This is a genomic window from Pseudoalteromonas sp. P1-9, assembly GCF_001399975.1.
In the GTDB taxonomy this organism is placed as follows: Bacteria; Pseudomonadota; Gammaproteobacteria; order Enterobacterales; family Alteromonadaceae; genus Pseudoalteromonas.
Window position 1 is genome coordinate 209,361 of record NZ_LKBD01000003.1, and the last position, 18,622, is coordinate 227,982.

Here is an 18,622-nt window from a genome sequence, read left to right on the forward strand (position 1 = left end):
TCGCAGTATATATGAATTAAGATTAAGACGCGAAAATCAATTGTTTAATGTCGCAGTTTGGCTAATTGAAAAGTAGGGCAGTTGCTCGGTGATATCGCCAGATGTAAGTATACCTTGCGGCGTCACTTTAGCTTGCGTAATAACAATTTTTAATTCTTGCCCTGGTTTTATAATGCCTTTTTGCGGCAATGTATTCCAATCGCGCAGCTGCTTGATGGTAACATCAAATAAAGTCGCAATGTGCCAAAGGGAGTCGCTCGGTTTAACCTGGTAGGATACTTCTAATCTTTCGATTTCCGGTTTTGCCCGTTTGATGTACCGGCTAATGGCATATTCACGCACTAAACTCGGCATGCTTTTACTGCTGGCGGGTAAGATTAAACGCTGCCCAATATACAATACATCTGTTGTTAAACGATTAAGCGCTTTTAACTTTGAAATTGACGTGTTCGTGAGGTTTGCTAGCCGGTATAAAGAATCCCCTTTTTTAACTGTGTATCCTTTATCTTTACCATAGCGGCTAAACAACAATACTTGTTCTAGTGTGATGCCGAGCTTTTTTGGTAGCAGCAAGTGAAAGGGACCATTCGGTGCACTTTTATCGGCGATATAGGCGCGATTTAGTTTTAGTATTTCTGCGCTTGGCACTTGGAGTAGTTCGGCAATTACAATAATGGAAAAGGGCTGCTCTACATCGATGATACGAGTAGGGGATGTGTTTTCCACAGGTGGAAAAAACGACGGGTTGTTCGCAATTAGTTTATTAACTGCTAATAGCTTGGGTACATAATCTTTGGTTTCTTGCGGTAATGGCAAATGCCAAAAATCTACCGGTTTAGCGTTATGTTTATTTATACGTATTGCTTCTTTTACTTTACCCTCACCGCAGTTATAGGCTGCGATTGCTAACAACCAGTTTTTGTCAAAAGTCACATATAGTTCGTTTAAATAACTCAGCGCAGCATGGGTTGAAAGCGCCAAGTCAAAGCGGCCATCGTAATATCCGTTAATTGGCACATTATAATGCTGTGCAATCAGTGGCATAAGTTGCCAAATTCCCGCCGCGCCTTTTTGCGATTTAGTCATACGGAAATCACTTTCAACAATGGGCAGTAAGGCTAATTCTATCGGCATATTACGTTTTTTAAGCTCTGCAACTATGTAGGGTAAGTATGGCTTTGCACGCAATGAAATATTGCTGGCATAAAACGATTGTTGCGAATACCAGTGTAATTTATCGTCAATTCGCGGGTGTGATAGGTTTGCTAGCTGTCTATTTTCAGCAATAAGTTGCCAAATATTCGATTTGTTGCTCACGGCAGATACAGTTGGTGCTACTAATGCAAGTAACAGCGATAGCAATAGACCTTTTAACTCGGGTGAGCGATACATAACCAGCATGCCTTTTCAGGAAAACTTGGTTTAAGTGTAGACAAGAAAAAAGTATCAGAAATGACAAAAAAGCAAAAAATTGATAACTGTAAGATTTAAAAGAAGTTAAAAAAACTTGTTACAGAATAAGGGCTTGTCGCAAAAGTAAAGGGTAAGGCTATAAAAATCAAGGCCATAATTAAATAGCTTGATGCACGCATTGCGCTGATTTTTTTGAGCTGTAAAAGCGAAATGCCACTCACAATACCACCTGCTACCAAACAGCTTCCCCACAATTGAACTTGTAACACAGTTACCGAGTTTTGCGTATTTAAAAGCTGGCAAATAACCACGGCATCTACAATTAAAATGACAAAGAATACTAAACTAATAACGAGTAGTTTGATGCCAAATAGTTGAGATTTTTGCATGGTCAACGGTTTTTAGCGGTTAAAGGTGTGACATTAATATCGCAATAATAAAATAATTTCCAGAACAATCTGAGATATATTATTCGACTCCTGACAACAACTTAACAATCAGTTGGTTCATTTGCTTGGTATGTTGCGCGTCAGCACTGAGTAATTGGTGACAAAGATTTAAAGCGACCATCAGCAATACTTTATCATCGCTTTTGGTGTGTGCACGCTGTTTAAATTCGTTTAACTCATCGTTTAAACGGTTTGCAGCAGCAAGCAGCTCTTCTTCTTTGCCTTTTGGGCAAGCAATCATATGTTGCTTGCCAAGTAAGGTTATTGCGAGGCCTTGATTATCACCTTGCGCCATAAATTAATTTGCCGCTTGCGAGAGCTTAGTAACAAGTTCATTTAAAGAAGCTGCTTGTGAGCTGCTCGATTCTTCAAGCTCCATTAATTCAAGCTGTGATGTTTCAAGCTCGTCTTTTGCTTTGGCTAACGCAGTTTCAAGCGCTTGCTTTTCTTCTTTTAGGGTTTGGTTTTGGGAGATTAATTGGTCAACTAACGAATGTAGCGTAGAGTATAAATTGTCGCTCATAATGGCACGCCTTAAATAATAATGAATAAATGTGACAGTAATATGTAAATATGGGTATTGGATGGCGATAGCAAGGCTAAGTTCAAGGAAATTTAGCTAAAATCGTTTAACTGCGCAAAATCTACCCGTAAAACATGTATAAAAGAGTTATAATGCAGCAAATTTACGTTTAGGGCTGTATATGCTTAGCTATCGTCACTCTTTTCATGCAGGTAACCCTGCTGATGTTATTAAACATTTAGTATTAATTGAAACGCTTACTTATCTTACGCAAAAAGATAAGCCTCTTGAATATATTGATACCCACTCAGGTGTTGGCATTTATCGTTTAGCCAATGCAGACGCCCAAAAAACGCAAGAGTATTTAGATGGTATTGCTAAGTTATGGCAATACACAGGTGACAACCAAGCAATTGCAAATTATGTTGAGCGTGTAAAACAGTTTAATAAAGGGGAGCTTGAGTTCTACCCCGGTTCGCCACTTGTTGCTGACAGCTTGTTACGTGATACCGACAAACGCTGGTTATTCGAATTGCACCCGCAAGACAGCGAAAGCTTAAAAAACAATATGGCTGAGCTTAGCACGCGTCGCAAGAAAACCTATGTGCGAAAAGAAAACGGATTTACTGGACTATTAGGTTTACTACCACCGCAAGCAAAACGTGGTTGCGTATTAATTGATCCTCCTTACGAAATAAAGTCAGATTACGAGCAAGTTGTTAAAACTGTTAAAAAAGCCAACGAGAAATTTAACAGCGGCACCATTATGATTTGGTACCCTGTAGTAACACGAGAGCGCATTGAAAAAATGGAGCAGGGACTTATTGCATCGGGTATTCGCAATATTCAGTTATTTGAGCTTGCGACGAGCGCAGATAGCGATGAGTTAGGTATGACGGCCTCAGGCATGATTGTGATAAACCCGCCATGGACATTGAAAAAAACCATGGATGCATGTTTACCAGAACTCGTTTCCTTGTTGTCGGATGACGGTGGTTTTTACCGTAGTGAACAACTCGTTGAAGAATAAAAAAAGCCGCAAAATGCGGCTTTTTTTATGCATTAAGCAAGGCTTAATTAGTTAAAGTATACGGCACTAAACTGAGCAATTTTTTCTTTTTTCTCATTAAATAAGGTTAATGATTCACCCTTTATTTTGTATTCAAAGGTATCTTGCAATACTTGATGCATTGCACTTTCAAGGGTGTTCGCCGTACCTTGGCACATCATCATAGTACTGGCCATGCCTTTAAAGCGCAGTCCAAACTCTTTTGCTACATAGCCACCCATAAAGTTATTACAGCCAGCAAATCCACGTGCATTACCATCGGCTTTTAACTGTACAAAGACTTCTCGTGCACCTTCTGGTGTATTCACTTTAGCATCTTGTAACATGGTGGCTTTCCAATAAGTATTTGTCAGCGGTACATCTGGTTTAATTGTCGGGGCGATTTTAGTCAGTTTTAGTCGAAGCGGATCGCTGTTATTTGCAAACGGGTTATTTGATTGTGTTGTGGTATACAGTAACTCACCGTCTTTACGGATCTGTGCGCGTACGTTGTAGCGCATATTGTCTTTGATTAACGCTTCATCATAAGTCAATGCAACGCGATAAGGTGGCGCAGTATCGAGTGTGGTTAATTTACTACTGATCACGGTCGCGGCAACGTCCATCTTGGATACATCTTCAAGCGTTACTGTTAACTCGGCATTAGGCGGCAACATGCTGCGGTCTAAATAGAATACTTCGGTATTTAACGTGCGCATTGTTGATTGCTGAACTTCAGGGGTAGATTGACATGCGGTTAATGTAATTGTGCTGGTGGCAATAAGTGAACATAAAAACAAAGCTTTAGCAAAGCGATTCATAGTAGTTCCTTTATCTTGTTTAACGAAATTAAGTGGACTTACACAAGTGCGTGTTGAGCTTTGCTCTTTGCAAGTTCAACACCGCGTATTTTAAAGCGCTATTATTAACTTATGCTTAATGCTACATAGGTTAACCTATTTTAGTTAACCTGAATGTTAGTCCGGTACATTTAGCAAACTCAGCTTATTTTCAAGTTGTGTAACTAATTCATTTTCATTTATTTCAGGGTGATTTAGCCCGTATAGCAAGGTCATAAAATATAGATCAATGATCACATCAGCATGATGTGCACTTGCGTTGTTATCATGTATTAGTTGGTTTTTAAACTTTGCTAACTGAGGGGCCAGTTCGCTGTGTTGCCACATAATCGTGCCAAGTAACTCTCGACTAAACTCACGCTGAGATAAGTAAAACGGGTAGAGCGCTTTGGCGTAATGCGACATGCGATCAATTGCACTATGGCTTTTATCTTTTTTGCTGGCGTTTAACAGTACTTCATCTAATTGGTCTGAAAATCCCGCTTTTAAAATGTCGATTTTACTTTTGAAATGACAAAATACCGTGCCGTTTGCGACACCGGACGCCATCGCAATATCACGCGTGCTGGTGTTTTGGTATCCATTTTCTTTAAAAAGCAGCCATGCAGTTGTAAGAATAAGTTGTTTTGTTTGTTCTTTTTTTGACACGTTTTCCTCCAGTACATGCGCTATTACACCAGCTTTATAAATTAACGCAATAAAAATTGTTGTTGATTTTTGAGCGCGCTCAAAAATAAAATGAGCGTGCTCAATTATTTTTAGGAGTGAGTATGGAACACTTAAAACGATTACTTGGCTCGGTTATTTTTCTGCCGTTTATCTTTTGTTATAGCTATGTTGTTGGGCCGCTGCTTATGGCCGTTCTAGTGCCTGGTGGTGTAGTGCTGTTGCTACTTATTTTAGGCTTTAAAGATGGAAAAAAGGCGTTTAAAGATGCGTTTTTACAAAAGCAGTCCGTTAAAAAATAAGGTTAAGGCAATCCCATTTCCAAGTGTTATTACCAAAGGAAAAGGGGCGTGCTATCAAGATGCATTTATGTTTACTGCAAACAAGGCTGAATTAACTGCAAAGCAGGTTTATTTTGCAATTTTCGCTGAGCTGCCGCAGTGGGTAAAAGGCCTTTTGACACTGCGTAACAAAGTCGTCGCACTGTTTGGCTTTGCGGCAACAGATAATAATATGGGCAGTAGATTTACCTCGATGAAAATAGGTGAGAGCGCGGGGTTTTTGCGTTATCAATTGGTAAGCGATGAGCAAGTTGTCAGTACCAGTGAGGAGCCCAATATGGCTATTTGGCTAACGGTAAAACGGGTGTCGCAAAGTCAATTTATTGTTGCGACAGAGGTGGAATTAAGAACGTTAAAAGGGCGAGTGTATATGGCAATCATTAAGCCATTTCATCGATTTATTGCCCCATTTTGCATTCGTTACGCATTAAAAATGAATCGAATATAAAACATAAAAGCCAGCATGTGCTGGCTTTTATTTGTAATCTATTTAAGTAATTTAGCTTACGCTTTCGTTACTTAACCTCTTTACCTGCTGCTTGTAAATCAGCATGATAACTAGAGCGTACAAACGGACCACATGCTGCATGGCTGAAGCCAATTTCATCAGCATAGTCTTTTAATGCATCAAACTCGACAGGCGGCACGTAGCGCTTAACCGGTAAATGGTGCTTAGAAGGCTGTAGATACTGACCCACTGTAAGCATATCGACATTGTGTTCACGTAAATCGCGTAACACTTCTTCAATTTCGCTAATTTCTTCGCCTAGGCCAACCATTAAACCTGATTTTGTTTTAACGTTCGGGTGAGCTTCTTTAAAGCGACGCAGTAATTCAAGTGACCATTTGTAGTCAGCACCTGGACGCGCAAGCTTATAAAGGCGCGGCGCCGTTTCTAAGTTGTGGTTAAACACATCAGGTGGCGTTTCGGTTAGAATCTCTAGGGCTTTATCCATACGACCACGGAAATCAGGGACTAAAATTTCAATCGTAATCCCTGGATTGTGTTTGCGAATTTCGCGAATACAATCGGCAAAGTGCTGTGCACCACCGTCACGTAAGTCATCACGGTCAACAGACGTAATTACAACGTAACTTAGCTTCATATCTTTAATTGTTAAGGCAAGCTTTTCTGGCTCTTGTGCATCAGGTTTCAGCGGTCGACCGTGGGCAACATCACAGAACGGGCAACGACGGGTACAAATTGCACCTAAAATCATAAAGGTTGCTGTGCCGTGGTTAAAGCACTCAGACAAGTTTGGACAAGATGCTTCTTCACATACTGAGTGCAAACCATGCTTACGCATTGCGCTTTTAATGCCGTCAATACGCTCACTTGATTTAGGTAAACGAATTTTTAGCCATTCTGGCTTGCGCAGCATTTCTTCTTTTTCAGTTGGCATAACCTTGACGGGGATTAGTGCCATTTTTTCCGCATCACGAAGCTTTACGCCCGGTTGCATTTTTACAGGTTTACTCATTGATTAAAAACCTACTACTTGCTCATATTCAGTGGTACCTAATTTTTTAACTAGGTGCTTTACTAGCCCGCTTGACGCTTCTTCTAGCGTTTGTGGGCCATTAATTTGTTTGGTTTGTAGCATTTCCATTCCGGCATAACCACACGGGTTAATGCGTAAAAACGGTTCCATATCCATATCGATATTTAATGCAAGACCGTGAAAAGAACAGCCACGACGAACGCGAAGACCCAAAGAGGCTATTTTCTTTTCGTCGACATATACGCCCGGTGCATCGGCTTTGGCGTACGCCTTGATACCGAAATCATTTAGGGTATCGATCACCGTTTCTTCAAGCCAAGTAACCAATTCGCGCACACCAATTTTGAGACGACGTAAATTAAACAATACATACAGTACTTGTTGGCCTGGACCGTGATAAGTTACTTGGCCGCCACGATCAACTTTAACTACCGGAATATCACCGGTCATTAATAAGTGTTCTTCTTTGCCTGCTTGACCTTGGGTAAATACAGGGTTGTGTTCTACCAACCAAATCTCATCAGCGGCATTTTCGTCGCGCGTATCGGTATAATGCTGCATTGCTTGCCATACCGGCTCGTAATCTTGGCGATTAAGCTGTCGAACGATCAATTTAGGCATATTAATAGGCCTTACAGTACGTAACGTACGTCTGCGATTGAGCCAAGCTCAGTGTAAATTGTTTCGATATGTTCTTTGCTGGTGACTGTTGCAACTAAACTTACAGACTCATAATTACCTTTGCTGCTTGCTTTGGTTTTAGGTGCGTAGTCGCCAGGCGCTAACTTTTGCATCACAGTTAATACTTGCGAGGTTAAGTCAACATTTGCAAGGCCCATTACTTTAAAAGTAAAAGGACAAGGGAACTCTAAAAACTCGTCAAATTTAGTATTTTTAACCGGATTAACCACATTTCACCTCAGTAATTATAGGGTTATTACGACCATTTAGCTGGCCCTAAGAAAATGCCCGCTAGTCTATCATAAATTCAAAAAAACGCTTATTAATAATGTTTATCTGTCTTTGCCAATTTACAAATAAAAAAAGCGCCAAATGGCGCTTTTTTTATTAATTAACAGATTAGTTGTTAATTTGTAGACGAATGTAATCGTAGATTTTGCTAAAGAAGCTACCTTCGTTAATTTCTTCTAACGTTACTAATGGATATTGTGCAATATCTTCACCGTCTAGCTGTAAGAACAAAGTACCTACTTTTACACCTTTTTCAATTGGTGCTTCAAGTGTTTGGTCTAGCTCGAAATTCGCTTTTAGGTTTTTCATTTGACCACGAGGAATGGTGATCGGTGTATCTTCTAAAATACCTAGCGATACCGTTTCTTTGTGACCCATCCAAATACGCTGCTCGGCAAAGCTGTCACCGGCTTTATACGGTGTCACTGTTTCAAAGAAGCGGAAACCGTAGTTAAGTAATTTGCGGCTTTCTGTTGCACGTGAACGCTCGCTCTTGGTACCCATAACAACTGATACTAGACGCATATTACCTTTTTTAGCTGAGGTTACAAGGCTGTAGCCAGCTTCACTGGTGTGGCCTGTTTTAATACCATCAACGTTTAGGTTTTCATCCCACAACAGTGAGTTACGGTTATACTGCTTAATGCCGTTATACGTGAACGACTTCTCTGAGTATAGCGAGTACTCAGCTGGTACGTCACGAATGAGTGCAACACCTAAGGTTGCCATATCACGTGGCGTAGTATAGTGCTCTGTAGTATCTAACCCGTGGCTATTGATAAAGTGCGTATTACTCATACCTAATTTTTGTGCATGGGCATTCATTAAATCAGCAAATGCTGGTTCGCTGCCGGCAATGTGCTCAGCCATTGCTACACACGCATCATTACCTGATTGCACAATAATGCCGCGGTTTAGGTCTTCTACCGATACTTGTTTACCTACTTCGATAAACATTTTTGATGAGTCAGGGAAGTTTTTCGCCCACGCTCTTTCACTGATGGTAACTTGATCATCAAGCGAAATATTACCGCTTTCTACCTCAAGACCAATCACATAGCTGGTCATCATTTTGGTTAAACTTGCCGGTGCTAGCTTAGTATCAGCTTCACCTTCGGCAATGACTTTACCTGTTGTAAAGTCAACTAAAAAATAGCCCTTGGCATTGATTTGAGGAGGCGCGGGGATGATTTGTGCTTGCAGTGAAAAGCACGACGCTGCTGCAATGGCAGCAATAACTGTTTTTTTAATTCGATTCATTGGCTCTTTGGGTCAATTGTATTAGTTTTGGGTATTTTGCGTTAATTATCCTAAAGCAATCAGTCACTGTAAAGCATGAATGCGTTTTCATGGCTATTTGCCTTAATTTTATCGAGTAATTCTTTCGCAACTTGCGCATTGTCGATTGGACCAAGGCGCAAGCGATAAATTCCATCTTTTTTCACAATTTTACTGTCTACCTGATGTTCTGCCGTTAACGTTTTAGCAAGCACACTTAAGTGCTCGATACTTTGCGCAGCGGCAATTTGAATATAGGCTTTGTGATGATTAGTTTCCGGTACTAGGGCTTCTATTTTTACTTTCGCGGTACCTTTGCGATGGTAGCCTAGTTTATATGCGGCGGCGTACGATAAATCGATAATACGATCATCGTGAAATGGCCCGCGGTCGTTAACGCGTACCACTGCAGTATTGCCATTTTCTAAATTGGTAACGCGCACAAAACTGGGTAACGGTAAGGTTTTATGTGCTGCGGTCATGGCGAACATATCGTAAGGCTCACCATTAGATGTGGCGTAGCCATGGAATTTTCGCCCATACCAAGAGGCAACGCCAGTTTGGCTGAAGCCTACTTCACTGTGCAATGGCTGATAGCGTTTGCCGCGTACTTCATAAGGTCTGCTTGCAGAAATGCTCTTTTTTTCAGATGTCACCGCAACATCTTGCATTTCTTCTGGCAATGGCGCGCGCAGTGGCGCTGCGTCATGACGCATACTGTAGCGACCAGACGGCGCACATGCGGTTATAAAAATTAGTATTGTTAAAAGTAGTAGGTGTTTCATTGTGTTATTTCACCAAAATGCGCTTATGGGTTGCAATAGACATAATAATACCGAACCCCGCAAGCAGGGTTACCATGGACGTACCGCCATAGCTGATAAGGGGAAGGGGAACCCCTACTACAGGTAATAACCCTGAAACCATACCAATGTTTACAAAAACATAAACAAAGAAGGTCAGGGTAATACTCGCTGCTAATAATTTGCCAAATGCATCTTGTGCACTGACGGCAATAAACAAGCCGCGAGCGATAATAAATAAGTACAAGCTAAGTAAAATTGTGACACCAATTAGGCCAAATTCTTCACTTAGCACGGAAAAAATAAAATCGGTGTGGCGCTCGGGCAAAAATTCTAATTGAGACTGCGTGCCATGCGTCCAGCCTTTGCCTTCAACACCGCCAGAGCCAATCGCAATTTTAGACTGAATAATGTGATATCCCGCACCAAGTGGGTCGCTCTCTGGGTCAAGCATGGTTAGCACTCGCGTTTTTTGGTATTCGTGCATGCCATAATGCCAAAAACCATAAATTGCCGCCGGTGCAATGGCTAACGCACCTAAAATAAGGCGCCAATGAAGACCTGCAAAAAACAACACAAATAGGCCAGAACTTGCAATCAGAATTGATGTGCCTAAATCGGGTTGTTTCATGATTAAACGTGTTGGAATTGCAACAATTAATAAGCCAATTGCTAAATGGCGATATTTCGGTGGTAAGTGATAACGACTAATATACCAAGCAACCATAATCGGCATGGCGAGTTTCATAATCTCAGAGGGTTGAAAGCGAATACCCACATTGAGCCAGCGCTGTGCGCCTTTACTTGATACACCAAAAAACATGACGGCAACCAGCAGGGCTACACCAACCACGTAGATGGGTAATGCCCAGCGCCGCATATTTGTGGGTGATACTTGGGCCAGGGCGAACAACACAAATAAGCCAAGTCCAATACGGGTTGCTTGACGAAATACTAAATCAATATTCTGACCGCCGGCACTGTAAACTACCACTAAACTGCCGCCCATTAAGGCTAAAATTGCCACAAGTAATGGCCAGTCTAAGTGTAATCTATCCCAAATCGTTTTATTGTGATTGAGCGCCTTCACGGTTTACCTACCAAAGATTCTGGTTTATTCGAAAAGTAATAGTCCATTAATGTACGCGCGATAGGTGCCCCAACCGATGCCCCGCCACCGGTATTTTCAACGGCAACTGCTATTACAATTTCAGGTTTTTCATAAGGGGCAAAACCAATGTACATTGCGTTATCGCGGTGGCGTTCGTCGAGTTTCTCTGCGTCGTAGCGCTCACCTTGGGCGATACTTTTCACCTGTGCTGTACCGGTTTTTCCACCTGCCGTGTATTGTGCGCCAATAAAGGCTTTGTGCGCCGTGCCCGTTTTTTTATGTACTGTGTTGTACATCGCACGTAGTGCAATATTCCAATTTTCGTCATTTTTAAGTTGTACGGGTGGCTTTTCATCACGGGCAATAATTTGTACTTGGTCGCTCAATTTAGTTGCTGACACTAAATGCGGCTGATAGCGCAGGCCCTTGTTCACCATGATGGCCATGGAGTTGGCTATTTGCATTGGGGTGGCGGTCCAATAGCCCTGACCAATTGAAATATTGGGTGTGTCACCTGGGTACCAAGGTAATTTGTAAGTGACTTCTTTCCATTCACGCGACGGCAAGTTGGCTGTTTTTTCTTCGTGAATATCAATGCCTGTGCGCTGACCAAAACCAAATTGATACATAAACTCGCTAATTTTATCGATGCCTAAGCGGTAGCCCACTTCATAAAAGTAGGTATCGCAACTTTCTTCAATTGCTTTATATACATCGACTTTGCCGTGCCCCCAAGGTTTCCAGTCACGCCAACGGTGATCCGCTTTCGGTAATTTAAAAAAGCCAGGGTCGTACAATTCGGTTGTTTCAGTAACAACGTCTTCATCAAGAGCCAACATTGCAAGGTGTGGTTTAATTGTTGATGCGGGTGGATAAACCCCTTTGGTTACACGGTTAACAAGAGGTCTATCGGGGTTGAGCAGTGCTTTGTAATCTTTGCTACTAATGCCGTGAACAAATAAATTAGGATCGTAACTTGGGTTTGAATAAAAGGCTAAAATACCGCCGTCACGGGCATCCATTACCACAACCGCACCACGCATGCCATCAAGCGCTGCTTGTGCTATTTGCTGTAAGCCAATATCCAGCGTCAGAATGAGATCTTTGCCAGGTTCAGGGTCCGTGGATTTTAGGGTGCGTAAAATTCGCCCGCGGTTATTTATTTCAACCTCTTCGCTACCAACGGTGCCATGTAACGTTTCTTCGTAGTATTTTTCGATGCCTAACTTACCGATATCACGGGTCGCCCGATAGTTTACGTCGCGGCCTTCCATTTCGAGCTCAAAGTGCTCGGTTTTATTCATTTTGGCAACATACCCAATGGCATGGGTTAGGGCATCGCCATAAGGGTAATGACGCGCCAAGCGTGCTTCAACGCTAAAGCCTGGGTATTTGTGTTGGTTTACAGAAAACAACGCAACTTGCTCTGGGGTTAAGCGTGACTTTAAAATTTGGCTTTTAAAACGACGTTTGCGTTTACTGTTTTTAAGAAATTCTTGTTGCTGCTCTTGGCTAATATCAAAAAGAGCAGAGACTTCAGTTAAACTTTTTTCTAGGTCGTCAGATTCTTCTGGGATTACTTCAAGGTTATAAACAGGGCGGTTTTCCGCGAGTAGTACACCGTTACGGTCGTATATCAGGCCACGGTTTGGCGCAATTGGAATGACTTTAATGCGATTTTCGTTGGAGCGAGTTTGGTAAATTTGGTGTTGATTAATTTGTAAATTAAACACGTTAACAAATAAGATGCCAATAACAATCATGACAAACACAAACGCCACAAACGCGCGGCGGGCGACTAAATTAGCCTCCGCTGAGTGATCCCTGATAGTAGCGCGTTGTTTTAGCATCTAATTGTTTTTGTTCTTATTCTCGGTGATAAGGGTGATTGTTATTCAAACTCCATGCACGATACAAGCTTTCTGCGACGATTATTCTTACCAGTGGGTGCGGCAAGGTCAAATTAGATAAAGACCATTTTTGCTCAGATGCGGCAATACATTCAGGTGCTAAACCTTCAGGGCCACCAATTAGTAAGCTGATATCGCGTCCATCAAGTTGCCATTTACTCATTTCCTTGGCAAGTTGATGGGTATCGAGTGCTTTACCTGTGACCTCTAAAGTAACGATTTTGTTCCCTTTAGGAATTGCGGCTAAGGTCTTTTCACCTTCTTGCTGTAAAATACGCTTAATATCGGCATTTTTACCGCGTTTACCAGCGGGAATTTCAATAAGCTCTAAGCTCATATCGCGCGGAAACCGGCGCTGATACTCTTGAAAGCCGGTTTCTACCCACGCTGGCATTTTCGTACCAACAGCAATTAGCTGAATACGCACAGAATTAGCTCCAAAGTTTTTCTAACTGGTAGAATTCACGTGCACTTTCTTGCATTACATGAAGTACTACATCACCTAAATCAAGTAAAACCCATTCGCCTTCTTGTTGGCCTTCGGTACCGATGATTTCAATACCTTGTGCTTTTGCTTCAAGTGCAACGTTGTTGGCAATTGACTGAACATGGCGTTTTGAAGTGCCTGAGCACACAACCATATAGTCGGTAATTGATGATTTATCTGTCAAATCTAACGTGGTGATATCAACGGCTTTGATGTCGTCTGCTTTGTCGATTACAAAGTCTAATAACTCGCGAGGATCCAAAAGTATTTCCTAGTAATTGGTTTATTTGGCTTAATTGTTAAATTTTAACACGTGCAGAGGGTTTATTGGTAGAGACGATGCTGTTTTATATAGTCACAAACCGCTTCTGGCAGGAATTCATTTTTGTATTGGGCAAGATTTGTACGCAGTGCCGAGGATGAAATGGCTACTTGTTGGTGCTGTGCAAGAAAGATATGACCGGCAAGCGGTAAGTCTTCTATCGCATCGTTAATATTGCCACTAATAAACGGCGCAACTTCAGGGTTTGGTTGAAATGTTTCGCCTGGTCGTTGAAAGACTAAAAAATTGCTATTGCTGATACAGTCTTGCCATTTATGCCATTTATGTAAGGTGTTGAGTGAATCCATTCCGATAATAAAAAATAAAGGCACTTCCGGTAATTCTAGTCTGAAGCTAATTAGGCTTTCTAGCGCATAACTTGGTGTTTCACGGTTTATTTCGCGCAAATCAATGGCAAAGTTAGCCTCATCTTTAATTGCCAGGTTAATCATATTAATGCGGTGCGCGCTTGTTATGCCCGACGTGGCTTTATGTACAGGTTGCTTGCACGGCATAAACAGTACTTTGCTTGGCGTTAGTATTTGATCCGCTTGTTTCGCTAATGCAAGGTGTCCGGTGTGTATTGGGTCAAATGTGCCACCTAAAATAACAATCATAGGTTGGCGTATTGTTCTACTTTTGCGTTAAACGGTGCAGAAAAGGGCAGTGGGCCAACAAACATAAGGGCAATGTGCAATAAGTGTTGGTAGGCATCAATATGTTGATGTTGCTTATAAGCCAAATCAAATTCGGCCAGTACATCACCGAGCGCATTCAGTTCAACGTGTGTTAAACGCCTTAATGCTTGTTCTGTAATGGCTTGCTTATTTTTCCACACCTTAAATTGGCTGAAAATTGCATTGAAGGATTCGCCGTTTGCAATCGCTTGATGCATTGCTTGTAAGCTTTCAAACTCGCGTACCAGTGCCCATAAAATAATGGTTGGTTCGACGTTTTCTTGTTTTAGCTTAAGCATTACTTTGCTGATCTGAACACTGTCGCCTTTTAATAGGGCGTCGCTTAAATCAAATACGTCTAAACGAGATTGATTGAGCAGCGTAGGTGCTAAGGTTTGGGTGTTAATTTCACCGGATATATTGAGTAAAGAGAGCTTTTCAAGTTCTTGGGATATTGCGAACAAGTTATCTTGGTTGTAGTCAACCAATAAGGTTTTAGCATCGGCAGATAATTGCAAATTCAAACTTTGACACCGTTGTTCAAGCCACGCAAACAGCTGCTTTCCTTGAAGCGGGTAACACGGCACAAATAACCCGTGTTTATCTAATGCTTTAAACCATGCGCCACGCTGAATGTCGTTACCCACTTTTTCGCCCTTGATAACGAGAATGCAATCGGGGTTTGGGTTTTGCGCAAGCGTTTGTAATAACTTGCTGGCTGCAGCATTGGGCTTGCTGTCACCCAGTTCTAATTCGATAATTTTTCGATTAGCAAAGAGAGACAAGCTTGCATATTCTTGCACAATTTCTTGCCCGTCAAACTGGGGAGAAGCGGCAAAGCGAATGATTTCATCAAATCCTTGTGCTTTTGCAATTGATTTAACTTGGCTCGCAGCTTGGTTCAATAAATATGCTTCTTCACCAAAAAGTAAGTAAAAGGGCGCTAAGCCTTGTTTTAACTGAGTAACTAATTGGTTCGGATAAATACGCATTAATATTGGCCTAACTGACGAATAATCAAGTTACTTGCTTGTTGGCGCAATTCTGACAGGATCAATTCCATTTCTCGCGATTTTGCTAGCGCATTATCAGGGTCATCTTGATAATTACGGGTAAGCTCAAAGCTATTGGTAATTGGCTTTTGCTTGTCACGAATAAGTTGGTAGCTGACAGTGTAAATAAGTTCATGCTCGGCTACTTGGCCGTTTGGGAATAAACTTAGTGTACGACGGTTAAGCGAGTCTTTTAGTAGCTTTAGCTCAGCGGTAGCGTGCTTTGAATCAGTATTAATATTGCTCAGTGCTAAACTATTTTGTAGTTCAGTAAAAAGCTGAGAGTCAGGGTTTGTCGCCGTGACCACTAAGTTTTGCAGATCGTCAGGTAATACTGATGCGGTACGCAATTTAAAACCGCAGCCAACTAAAAGCACAAAACACAGCAATAATGCTGTGTTTTGTAAAAAGCGTGGTGCAAACATTAGTTTGCAACCACGTTTAGCAATTTACCTTTAATAAAGATAACCTTGCGAATAGTTAAACCGTCTGTGAATTTAGTCACATTAGGCTCTGCAAACGCTGCTTTTTCCACAGCGTCTTGGTCTGCGTCCGCGGCAACGGTAATTTTACCGCGTACTTTACCGTTAACCTGCACAACAACCAGTTTTTCGTCTTCAACCATCGCTGATTGATCGACCACAGGCCATGGTGCATCAACGACTTCGCCTTGCTTGCCAAGGTTTAGCCATAATTCATGACAAACGTGCGGCGTGATTGGTGAAAGCATCACGATTAATGCTTCAAGTGCTTCATAACCAATCGCGATATCATTGCTATCGTTTAATGGCGCTTTAACAAGTTTGTTAAGTAGTTCCATTACCGCAGCAATAGCGGTATTAAATGTTTGACGACGATCTAAGTCATCAGACACTTTCGCAATCGCTTTATGTAATTCACGACGAAGCACTTTTTGCTCGTTTGAAAGCGAAGCGCTATCAAGCGTTGTGCGCTCATTTGCCATTACTTCAGTGGCGTATTTCCAAACACGTTTAATAAAGCGATGCGCACCTTCAACACCTGAATCAGACCATTCTAAGGTTTGCTCTGGTGGTGCGGTAAACATCATAAATAAACGCACTGTATCGGCGCCGTATTGGTTGATAACCGTTTGTGGGTCAATACCGTTATTTTTCGATTTAGACATTTTGCTCATACCAGCAGATTCAACTGGTTGGCCGTCGTCTTTGTGCCACGCTTTTACAACGCGACCTTTGTCGTCTTTTTCGCTTTCAACGTCGCTTGGTGCAATCCAAACGTCGCCGCCTTTCTCGTCTTTACGGAAGAAGGTTTCCGCTAATACCATGCCCTGACATAATAAACGCTCAAACGGTTCGTCTGAATTTACTAGGCCAAAGTCACGTAATAGTTTGTGGAAGAAACGCGCATAAAGTAAATGCAGAATAGCGTGCTCAATACCACCGATGTATTGGTTTACAGGAAGCCAGTAATTAGCTGCACCTGGCTCTAACATGCCTTCATCGTAACGTGGGCTACAGTAGCGTGCGTAGTACCAAGATGACTCCATAAACGTATCGAAGGTATCAGTTTCGTGGAAAACCTGCTCGCCATTAACGGTTGCTTTTGCCCATTCAGGATCAGCTTTGATTGGCGATGTAACACCATTCATTACCACATCTTCAGGTAGGCGTACCGGTAACATGTCTTCTGTTGCTGCAAGCTCAGAACCATCTTCTTTATTTAACATCGGGATTGGTGAACCCCAGTAACGCTGACGGCTTACACCCCAGTCACGTAGACGGAAGTTAACTTTGCGCTTACCTGCATTGATACCTTCAAGTTTATCGGCAATGGCATTAAATGCTGCGTCAAACTCAAGGCCATCAAATTCGCCAGAGTTAATTAACACGCCTTTCTCAGTGAATGCTTCATTGGCGATATCTGCTGTTAGTTCAGAACCTTCAACAGGTGCAATAACTTGTTTGATTTCAAGACCGTAGGCAGTAGCAAATTCAAAGTCACGTTGGTCGTGACCAGGTACTGCCATTACTGCACCCGAACCGTAGTCCATTAGTACAAAGTTAGCAGCCCATACAGGTACTTCTTCGCCCGTTAATGGGTGAATTGCTTTAAAGCCAGTGTCGATGCCTTTTTTCTCCATTGTTGCCATATCAGCTTCAGCAACTTTGGTGTTTTTACATTCTTCAACGAATGCAGCAACCGCCGGATTATTTTTAGCCGCTTCTTGTGCAATTGGGTGACCGGCTGCAACGCCCACATAGGTTACGCCCATAAAGGTATCTGGACGTGTTGTGTACACAGTGAATGTTTCACCGTTATCAGCACGTTTAAAGTCGATTTCTAACCCTTCAGAGCGACCAATCCAGTTGCGCTGCATGGTTTTAACTTGCTCAGGCCAGTGCTCAAGTTTGTCTAAGTCGTCAAGTAGCTCTTGTGCGTAGTCAGTAATTTTAATAAACCACTGCGGGATTTCTTTTTGCTCTACAACTGCACCTGAACGCCAACCGCGACCGTCAATAACTTGCTCATTAGCAAGTACGGTTTGGTCTACTGGGTCCCAGTTAACCGTTGACATTTTTTTGTATACAAGGCCTTTTTCGTACAGTTTTGTGAAGAACCATTGTTCCCACTTGTAGTACTCAGGATGACAGGTTGCGATTTCACGATCCCAGTCGTAACCAAAACCAAGTTGCTTTAACTGGTTGCGCATGTAGTCAATGTTTTCGTAAGTCCATTTTGCAGGTGCCGTGTTGTTTTTAATTGCGGCGTTTTCAGCAGGTAGACCAAATGCATCCCAACCCATAGGTTGCATTACGTTTTTGCCTTGCAAGCGTTGGAAACGTGATACTACATCACCAATGGTGTAGTTACGTACGTGACCCATGTGCAGGCGACCACTTGGGTAAGGGAACATTGAGAGACAGTAAAACTTTTCTTTACCTTCTTGCTCAGTTACTTTAAATGTTTGATTTTCATCCCAATATTTTTGAACTTTCTGTTCTATATCCTGCGGGCTGTATTGCTCTTGCATTCTAATTTCCAAACTACTTGCAAAATAAATAAAAATTGGCGCCTAGCATAGCGTAAATCGCGGCGCTAATACAGCCTTAGCAGTGCATTAAAAGTAAGTTTTTTATGTCTTTAATCGCACCTTAAAAGCCGTTTGATTTTGTTACTTGCTTGTTGTTTTAATAAGCAGTTAACTGTTTGATACAAGATATTTTTT

At 41.9% G+C, this 18,622-nt stretch carries 22 protein-coding genes; 3 read left to right on the plus strand and 19 right to left on the minus strand.

The genetic code is table 11. The features are described from left to right. Positions 1 to 36: 36 nt before the first annotated feature. The 4 genes from AN214_RS03535 to AN214_RS03550 form a co-directional block, all read right to left on the minus strand. On the minus strand, positions 37 to 1,392 hold the full coding sequence (locus AN214_RS03535; protein ID WP_054978439.1) for a LysM peptidoglycan-binding domain-containing protein: 1,356 nt from the start codon (positions 1,390 to 1,392) through the stop codon (positions 37 to 39). A 95-nt stretch (positions 1,393 to 1,487) separates the two neighbouring features. Further along, positions 1,488 to 1,802, minus strand: coding sequence for a hypothetical protein (locus AN214_RS03540; protein WP_054978440.1), 315 nt, complete (start codon positions 1,800 to 1,802; stop codon positions 1,488 to 1,490). Positions 1,803 to 1,881: 79 nt separating this feature from the next. Continuing rightward, the gene (locus AN214_RS03545; protein WP_054978441.1) at positions 1,882 to 2,157 is read right to left on the minus strand and encodes a cell division protein ZapA; all 276 of its coding nucleotides are present in this window, start codon (positions 2,155 to 2,157) and stop codon (positions 1,882 to 1,884) included. A gap of 3 nt (positions 2,158 to 2,160) precedes the next feature. Further along, positions 2,161 to 2,385, minus strand: coding sequence for a hypothetical protein (locus tag AN214_RS03550; RefSeq protein ID WP_054978442.1), 225 nt, complete (start codon positions 2,383 to 2,385; stop codon positions 2,161 to 2,163). 181 nt (positions 2,386 to 2,566) lie between these two features. On the opposite strand from AN214_RS03550, the gene AN214_RS03555 reads away from it, so the two are divergent. Beyond that, the gene (locus AN214_RS03555; protein WP_054978443.1) at positions 2,567 to 3,415 is read left to right on the plus strand and encodes a 23S rRNA (adenine(2030)-N(6))-methyltransferase RlmJ; all 849 of its coding nucleotides are present in this window, start codon (positions 2,567 to 2,569) and stop codon (positions 3,413 to 3,415) included. Positions 3,416 to 3,462: 47 nt separating this feature from the next. Here the strand turns inward: AN214_RS03555 and AN214_RS03560 are convergent, their stop codons facing one another. Then, on the minus strand, positions 3,463 to 4,254 hold the full coding sequence (locus tag AN214_RS03560) for an META domain-containing protein (RefSeq protein ID WP_054978444.1): 792 nt from the start codon (positions 4,252 to 4,254) through the stop codon (positions 3,463 to 3,465). Positions 4,255 to 4,410: 156 nt separating this feature from the next. Beyond that, on the minus strand, positions 4,411 to 4,941 hold the full coding sequence (locus tag AN214_RS03565) for a TetR/AcrR family transcriptional regulator (RefSeq protein ID WP_054978445.1): 531 nt from the start codon (positions 4,939 to 4,941) through the stop codon (positions 4,411 to 4,413). 122 nt (positions 4,942 to 5,063) lie between these two features. Here AN214_RS03565 and AN214_RS03570 point away from each other — a divergent pair, with 122 nt between their 5' ends. After that, positions 5,064 to 5,261, plus strand: a complete 198-nt coding sequence (locus tag AN214_RS03570) for a hypothetical protein (protein ID WP_054978446.1) — start codon at positions 5,064 to 5,066, stop codon at positions 5,259 to 5,261. Next, positions 5,227 to 5,748: a DUF2867 domain-containing protein gene (locus AN214_RS03575; protein WP_054978447.1), complete on the plus strand. Its 522-nt coding sequence runs from the start codon at positions 5,227 to 5,229 to the stop codon at positions 5,746 to 5,748. Before AN214_RS03570 ends, AN214_RS03575 begins: the two co-directional genes overlap by 35 nt. Before the next feature lie 67 nt (positions 5,749 to 5,815). Here the strand turns inward: AN214_RS03575 and lipA are convergent, their stop codons facing one another. The 13 genes from lipA to leuS all read right to left on the minus strand — a co-directional run bounded on the left by lipA (position 5,816) and on the right by leuS (position 18,427). Next, positions 5,816 to 6,781, minus strand: coding sequence for a lipoyl synthase (gene lipA, locus AN214_RS03580; RefSeq protein WP_054978448.1), 966 nt, complete (start codon positions 6,779 to 6,781; stop codon positions 5,816 to 5,818). Between the two features lie 3 nt (positions 6,782 to 6,784). Further along, positions 6,785 to 7,423 (minus strand): lipoyl(octanoyl) transferase LipB, encoded by a 639-nt coding sequence (lipB, locus tag AN214_RS03585; protein ID WP_054978449.1) that lies wholly within the window; start codon positions 7,421 to 7,423, stop codon positions 6,785 to 6,787. Positions 7,424 to 7,434: 11 nt separating this feature from the next. Then, positions 7,435 to 7,713 carry a DUF493 family protein YbeD gene (gene ybeD, locus AN214_RS03590; RefSeq protein WP_010560415.1) on the minus strand — a complete coding sequence of 93 codons (279 nt, stop codon included), beginning with the start codon at positions 7,711 to 7,713 and terminating at the stop codon, positions 7,435 to 7,437. Between the two features lie 169 nt (positions 7,714 to 7,882). Then, positions 7,883 to 9,034 carry a serine hydrolase gene (locus tag AN214_RS03595; protein ID WP_054978450.1) on the minus strand — a complete coding sequence of 384 codons (1,152 nt, stop codon included), beginning with the start codon at positions 9,032 to 9,034 and terminating at the stop codon, positions 7,883 to 7,885. Positions 9,035 to 9,093: 59 nt separating this feature from the next. Continuing rightward, entirely contained in the window at positions 9,094 to 9,837 is a 744-nt protein-coding gene (locus AN214_RS03600; protein WP_054978451.1) for a septal ring lytic transglycosylase RlpA family protein, read from the minus strand. A 4-nt stretch (positions 9,838 to 9,841) separates the two neighbouring features. Further along, the gene (gene rodA, locus AN214_RS03605) at positions 9,842 to 10,945 is read right to left on the minus strand and encodes a rod shape-determining protein RodA (protein ID WP_054978452.1); all 1,104 of its coding nucleotides are present in this window, start codon (positions 10,943 to 10,945) and stop codon (positions 9,842 to 9,844) included. Beyond that, the gene (gene mrdA / locus AN214_RS03610) at positions 10,942 to 12,816 is read right to left on the minus strand and encodes a penicillin-binding protein 2 (RefSeq protein WP_054978453.1); all 1,875 of its coding nucleotides are present in this window, start codon (positions 12,814 to 12,816) and stop codon (positions 10,942 to 10,944) included. The genes rodA and mrdA overlap by 4 nt, the downstream gene beginning before the upstream one ends. Positions 12,817 to 12,832: 16 nt before the next feature. After that, positions 12,833 to 13,303 carry a 23S rRNA (pseudouridine(1915)-N(3))-methyltransferase RlmH gene (gene rlmH, locus AN214_RS03615; RefSeq protein ID WP_010560410.1) on the minus strand — a complete coding sequence of 157 codons (471 nt, stop codon included), beginning with the start codon at positions 13,301 to 13,303 and terminating at the stop codon, positions 12,833 to 12,835. Between the two features lie 4 nt (positions 13,304 to 13,307). Continuing rightward, complete coding sequence (gene rsfS, locus AN214_RS03620) at positions 13,308 to 13,625, minus strand: ribosome silencing factor (RefSeq protein WP_054978454.1); 318 nt, start codon at positions 13,623 to 13,625, stop codon at positions 13,308 to 13,310. Between the two features lie 62 nt (positions 13,626 to 13,687). Next, positions 13,688 to 14,302, minus strand: coding sequence for a nicotinate-nucleotide adenylyltransferase (gene nadD / locus AN214_RS03625; protein WP_054978455.1), 615 nt, complete (start codon positions 14,300 to 14,302; stop codon positions 13,688 to 13,690). Next, positions 14,299 to 15,354 (minus strand): DNA polymerase III subunit delta, encoded by a 1,056-nt coding sequence (holA, locus tag AN214_RS03630; RefSeq protein ID WP_082428478.1) that lies wholly within the window; start codon positions 15,352 to 15,354, stop codon positions 14,299 to 14,301. The genes nadD and holA overlap by 4 nt, the downstream gene beginning before the upstream one ends. Beyond that, complete coding sequence (gene lptE / locus AN214_RS03635) at positions 15,354 to 15,839, minus strand: LPS assembly lipoprotein LptE (protein WP_054978456.1); 486 nt, start codon at positions 15,837 to 15,839, stop codon at positions 15,354 to 15,356. The genes holA and lptE overlap by 1 nt, the downstream gene beginning before the upstream one ends. Further along, entirely contained in the window at positions 15,839 to 18,427 is a 2,589-nt protein-coding gene (leuS, locus tag AN214_RS03640; protein ID WP_054978457.1) for a leucine--tRNA ligase, read from the minus strand. Before leuS ends, lptE begins: the two co-directional genes overlap by 1 nt. Positions 18,428 to 18,622 lie beyond the last annotated feature (195 nt).

Coding starts and splice junctions, on each gene's coding strand:
- AN214_RS03535 (WP_054978439.1), bottom strand. CDS start 1,392: ATGTATCGCTCACCCGAGTTAAAAGGTCTATTGCTATCGCTGTTACTT.
- AN214_RS03540 (WP_054978440.1), bottom strand. CDS start 1,802: ATGCAAAAATCTCAACTATTTGGCATCAAACTACTCGTTATTAGTTTA.
- AN214_RS03545 (WP_054978441.1), bottom strand. CDS start 2,157: ATGGCGCAAGGTGATAATCAAGGCCTCGCAATAACCTTACTTGGCAAG.
- AN214_RS03550 (WP_054978442.1), bottom strand. CDS start 2,385: ATGAGCGACAATTTATACTCTACGCTACATTCGTTAGTTGACCAATTA.
- AN214_RS03555 (WP_054978443.1), top strand. CDS start 2,567: ATGCTTAGCTATCGTCACTCTTTTCATGCAGGTAACCCTGCTGATGTT.
- AN214_RS03560 (WP_054978444.1), bottom strand. CDS start 4,254: ATGAATCGCTTTGCTAAAGCTTTGTTTTTATGTTCACTTATTGCCACC.
- AN214_RS03570 (WP_054978446.1), top strand. CDS start 5,064: ATGGAACACTTAAAACGATTACTTGGCTCGGTTATTTTTCTGCCGTTT.
- AN214_RS03575 (WP_054978447.1), top strand. CDS start 5,227: ATGCGTTTTTACAAAAGCAGTCCGTTAAAAAATAAGGTTAAGGCAATC.
- lipA (WP_054978448.1), bottom strand. CDS start 6,781: ATGAGTAAACCTGTAAAAATGCAACCGGGCGTAAAGCTTCGTGATGCG.
- lipB (WP_054978449.1), bottom strand. CDS start 7,423: ATGCCTAAATTGATCGTTCGACAGCTTAATCGCCAAGATTACGAGCCG.
- AN214_RS03595 (WP_054978450.1), bottom strand. CDS start 9,034: ATGAATCGAATTAAAAAAACAGTTATTGCTGCCATTGCAGCAGCGTCG.
- AN214_RS03600 (WP_054978451.1), bottom strand. CDS start 9,837: ATGAAACACCTACTACTTTTAACAATACTAATTTTTATAACCGCATGT.
- mrdA (WP_054978453.1), bottom strand. CDS start 12,816: ATGCTAAAACAACGCGCTACTATCAGGGATCACTCAGCGGAGGCTAAT.
- nadD (WP_054978455.1), bottom strand. CDS start 14,302: ATGATTGTTATTTTAGGTGGCACATTTGACCCAATACACACCGGACAC.
- holA (WP_082428478.1), bottom strand. CDS start 15,354: ATGCGTATTTATCCGAACCAATTAGTTACTCAGTTAAAACAAGGCTTA.
- lptE (WP_054978456.1), bottom strand. CDS start 15,839: ATGTTTGCACCACGCTTTTTACAAAACACAGCATTATTGCTGTGTTTT.
- leuS (WP_054978457.1), bottom strand. CDS start 18,427: ATGCAAGAGCAATACAGCCCGCAGGATATAGAACAGAAAGTTCAAAAA.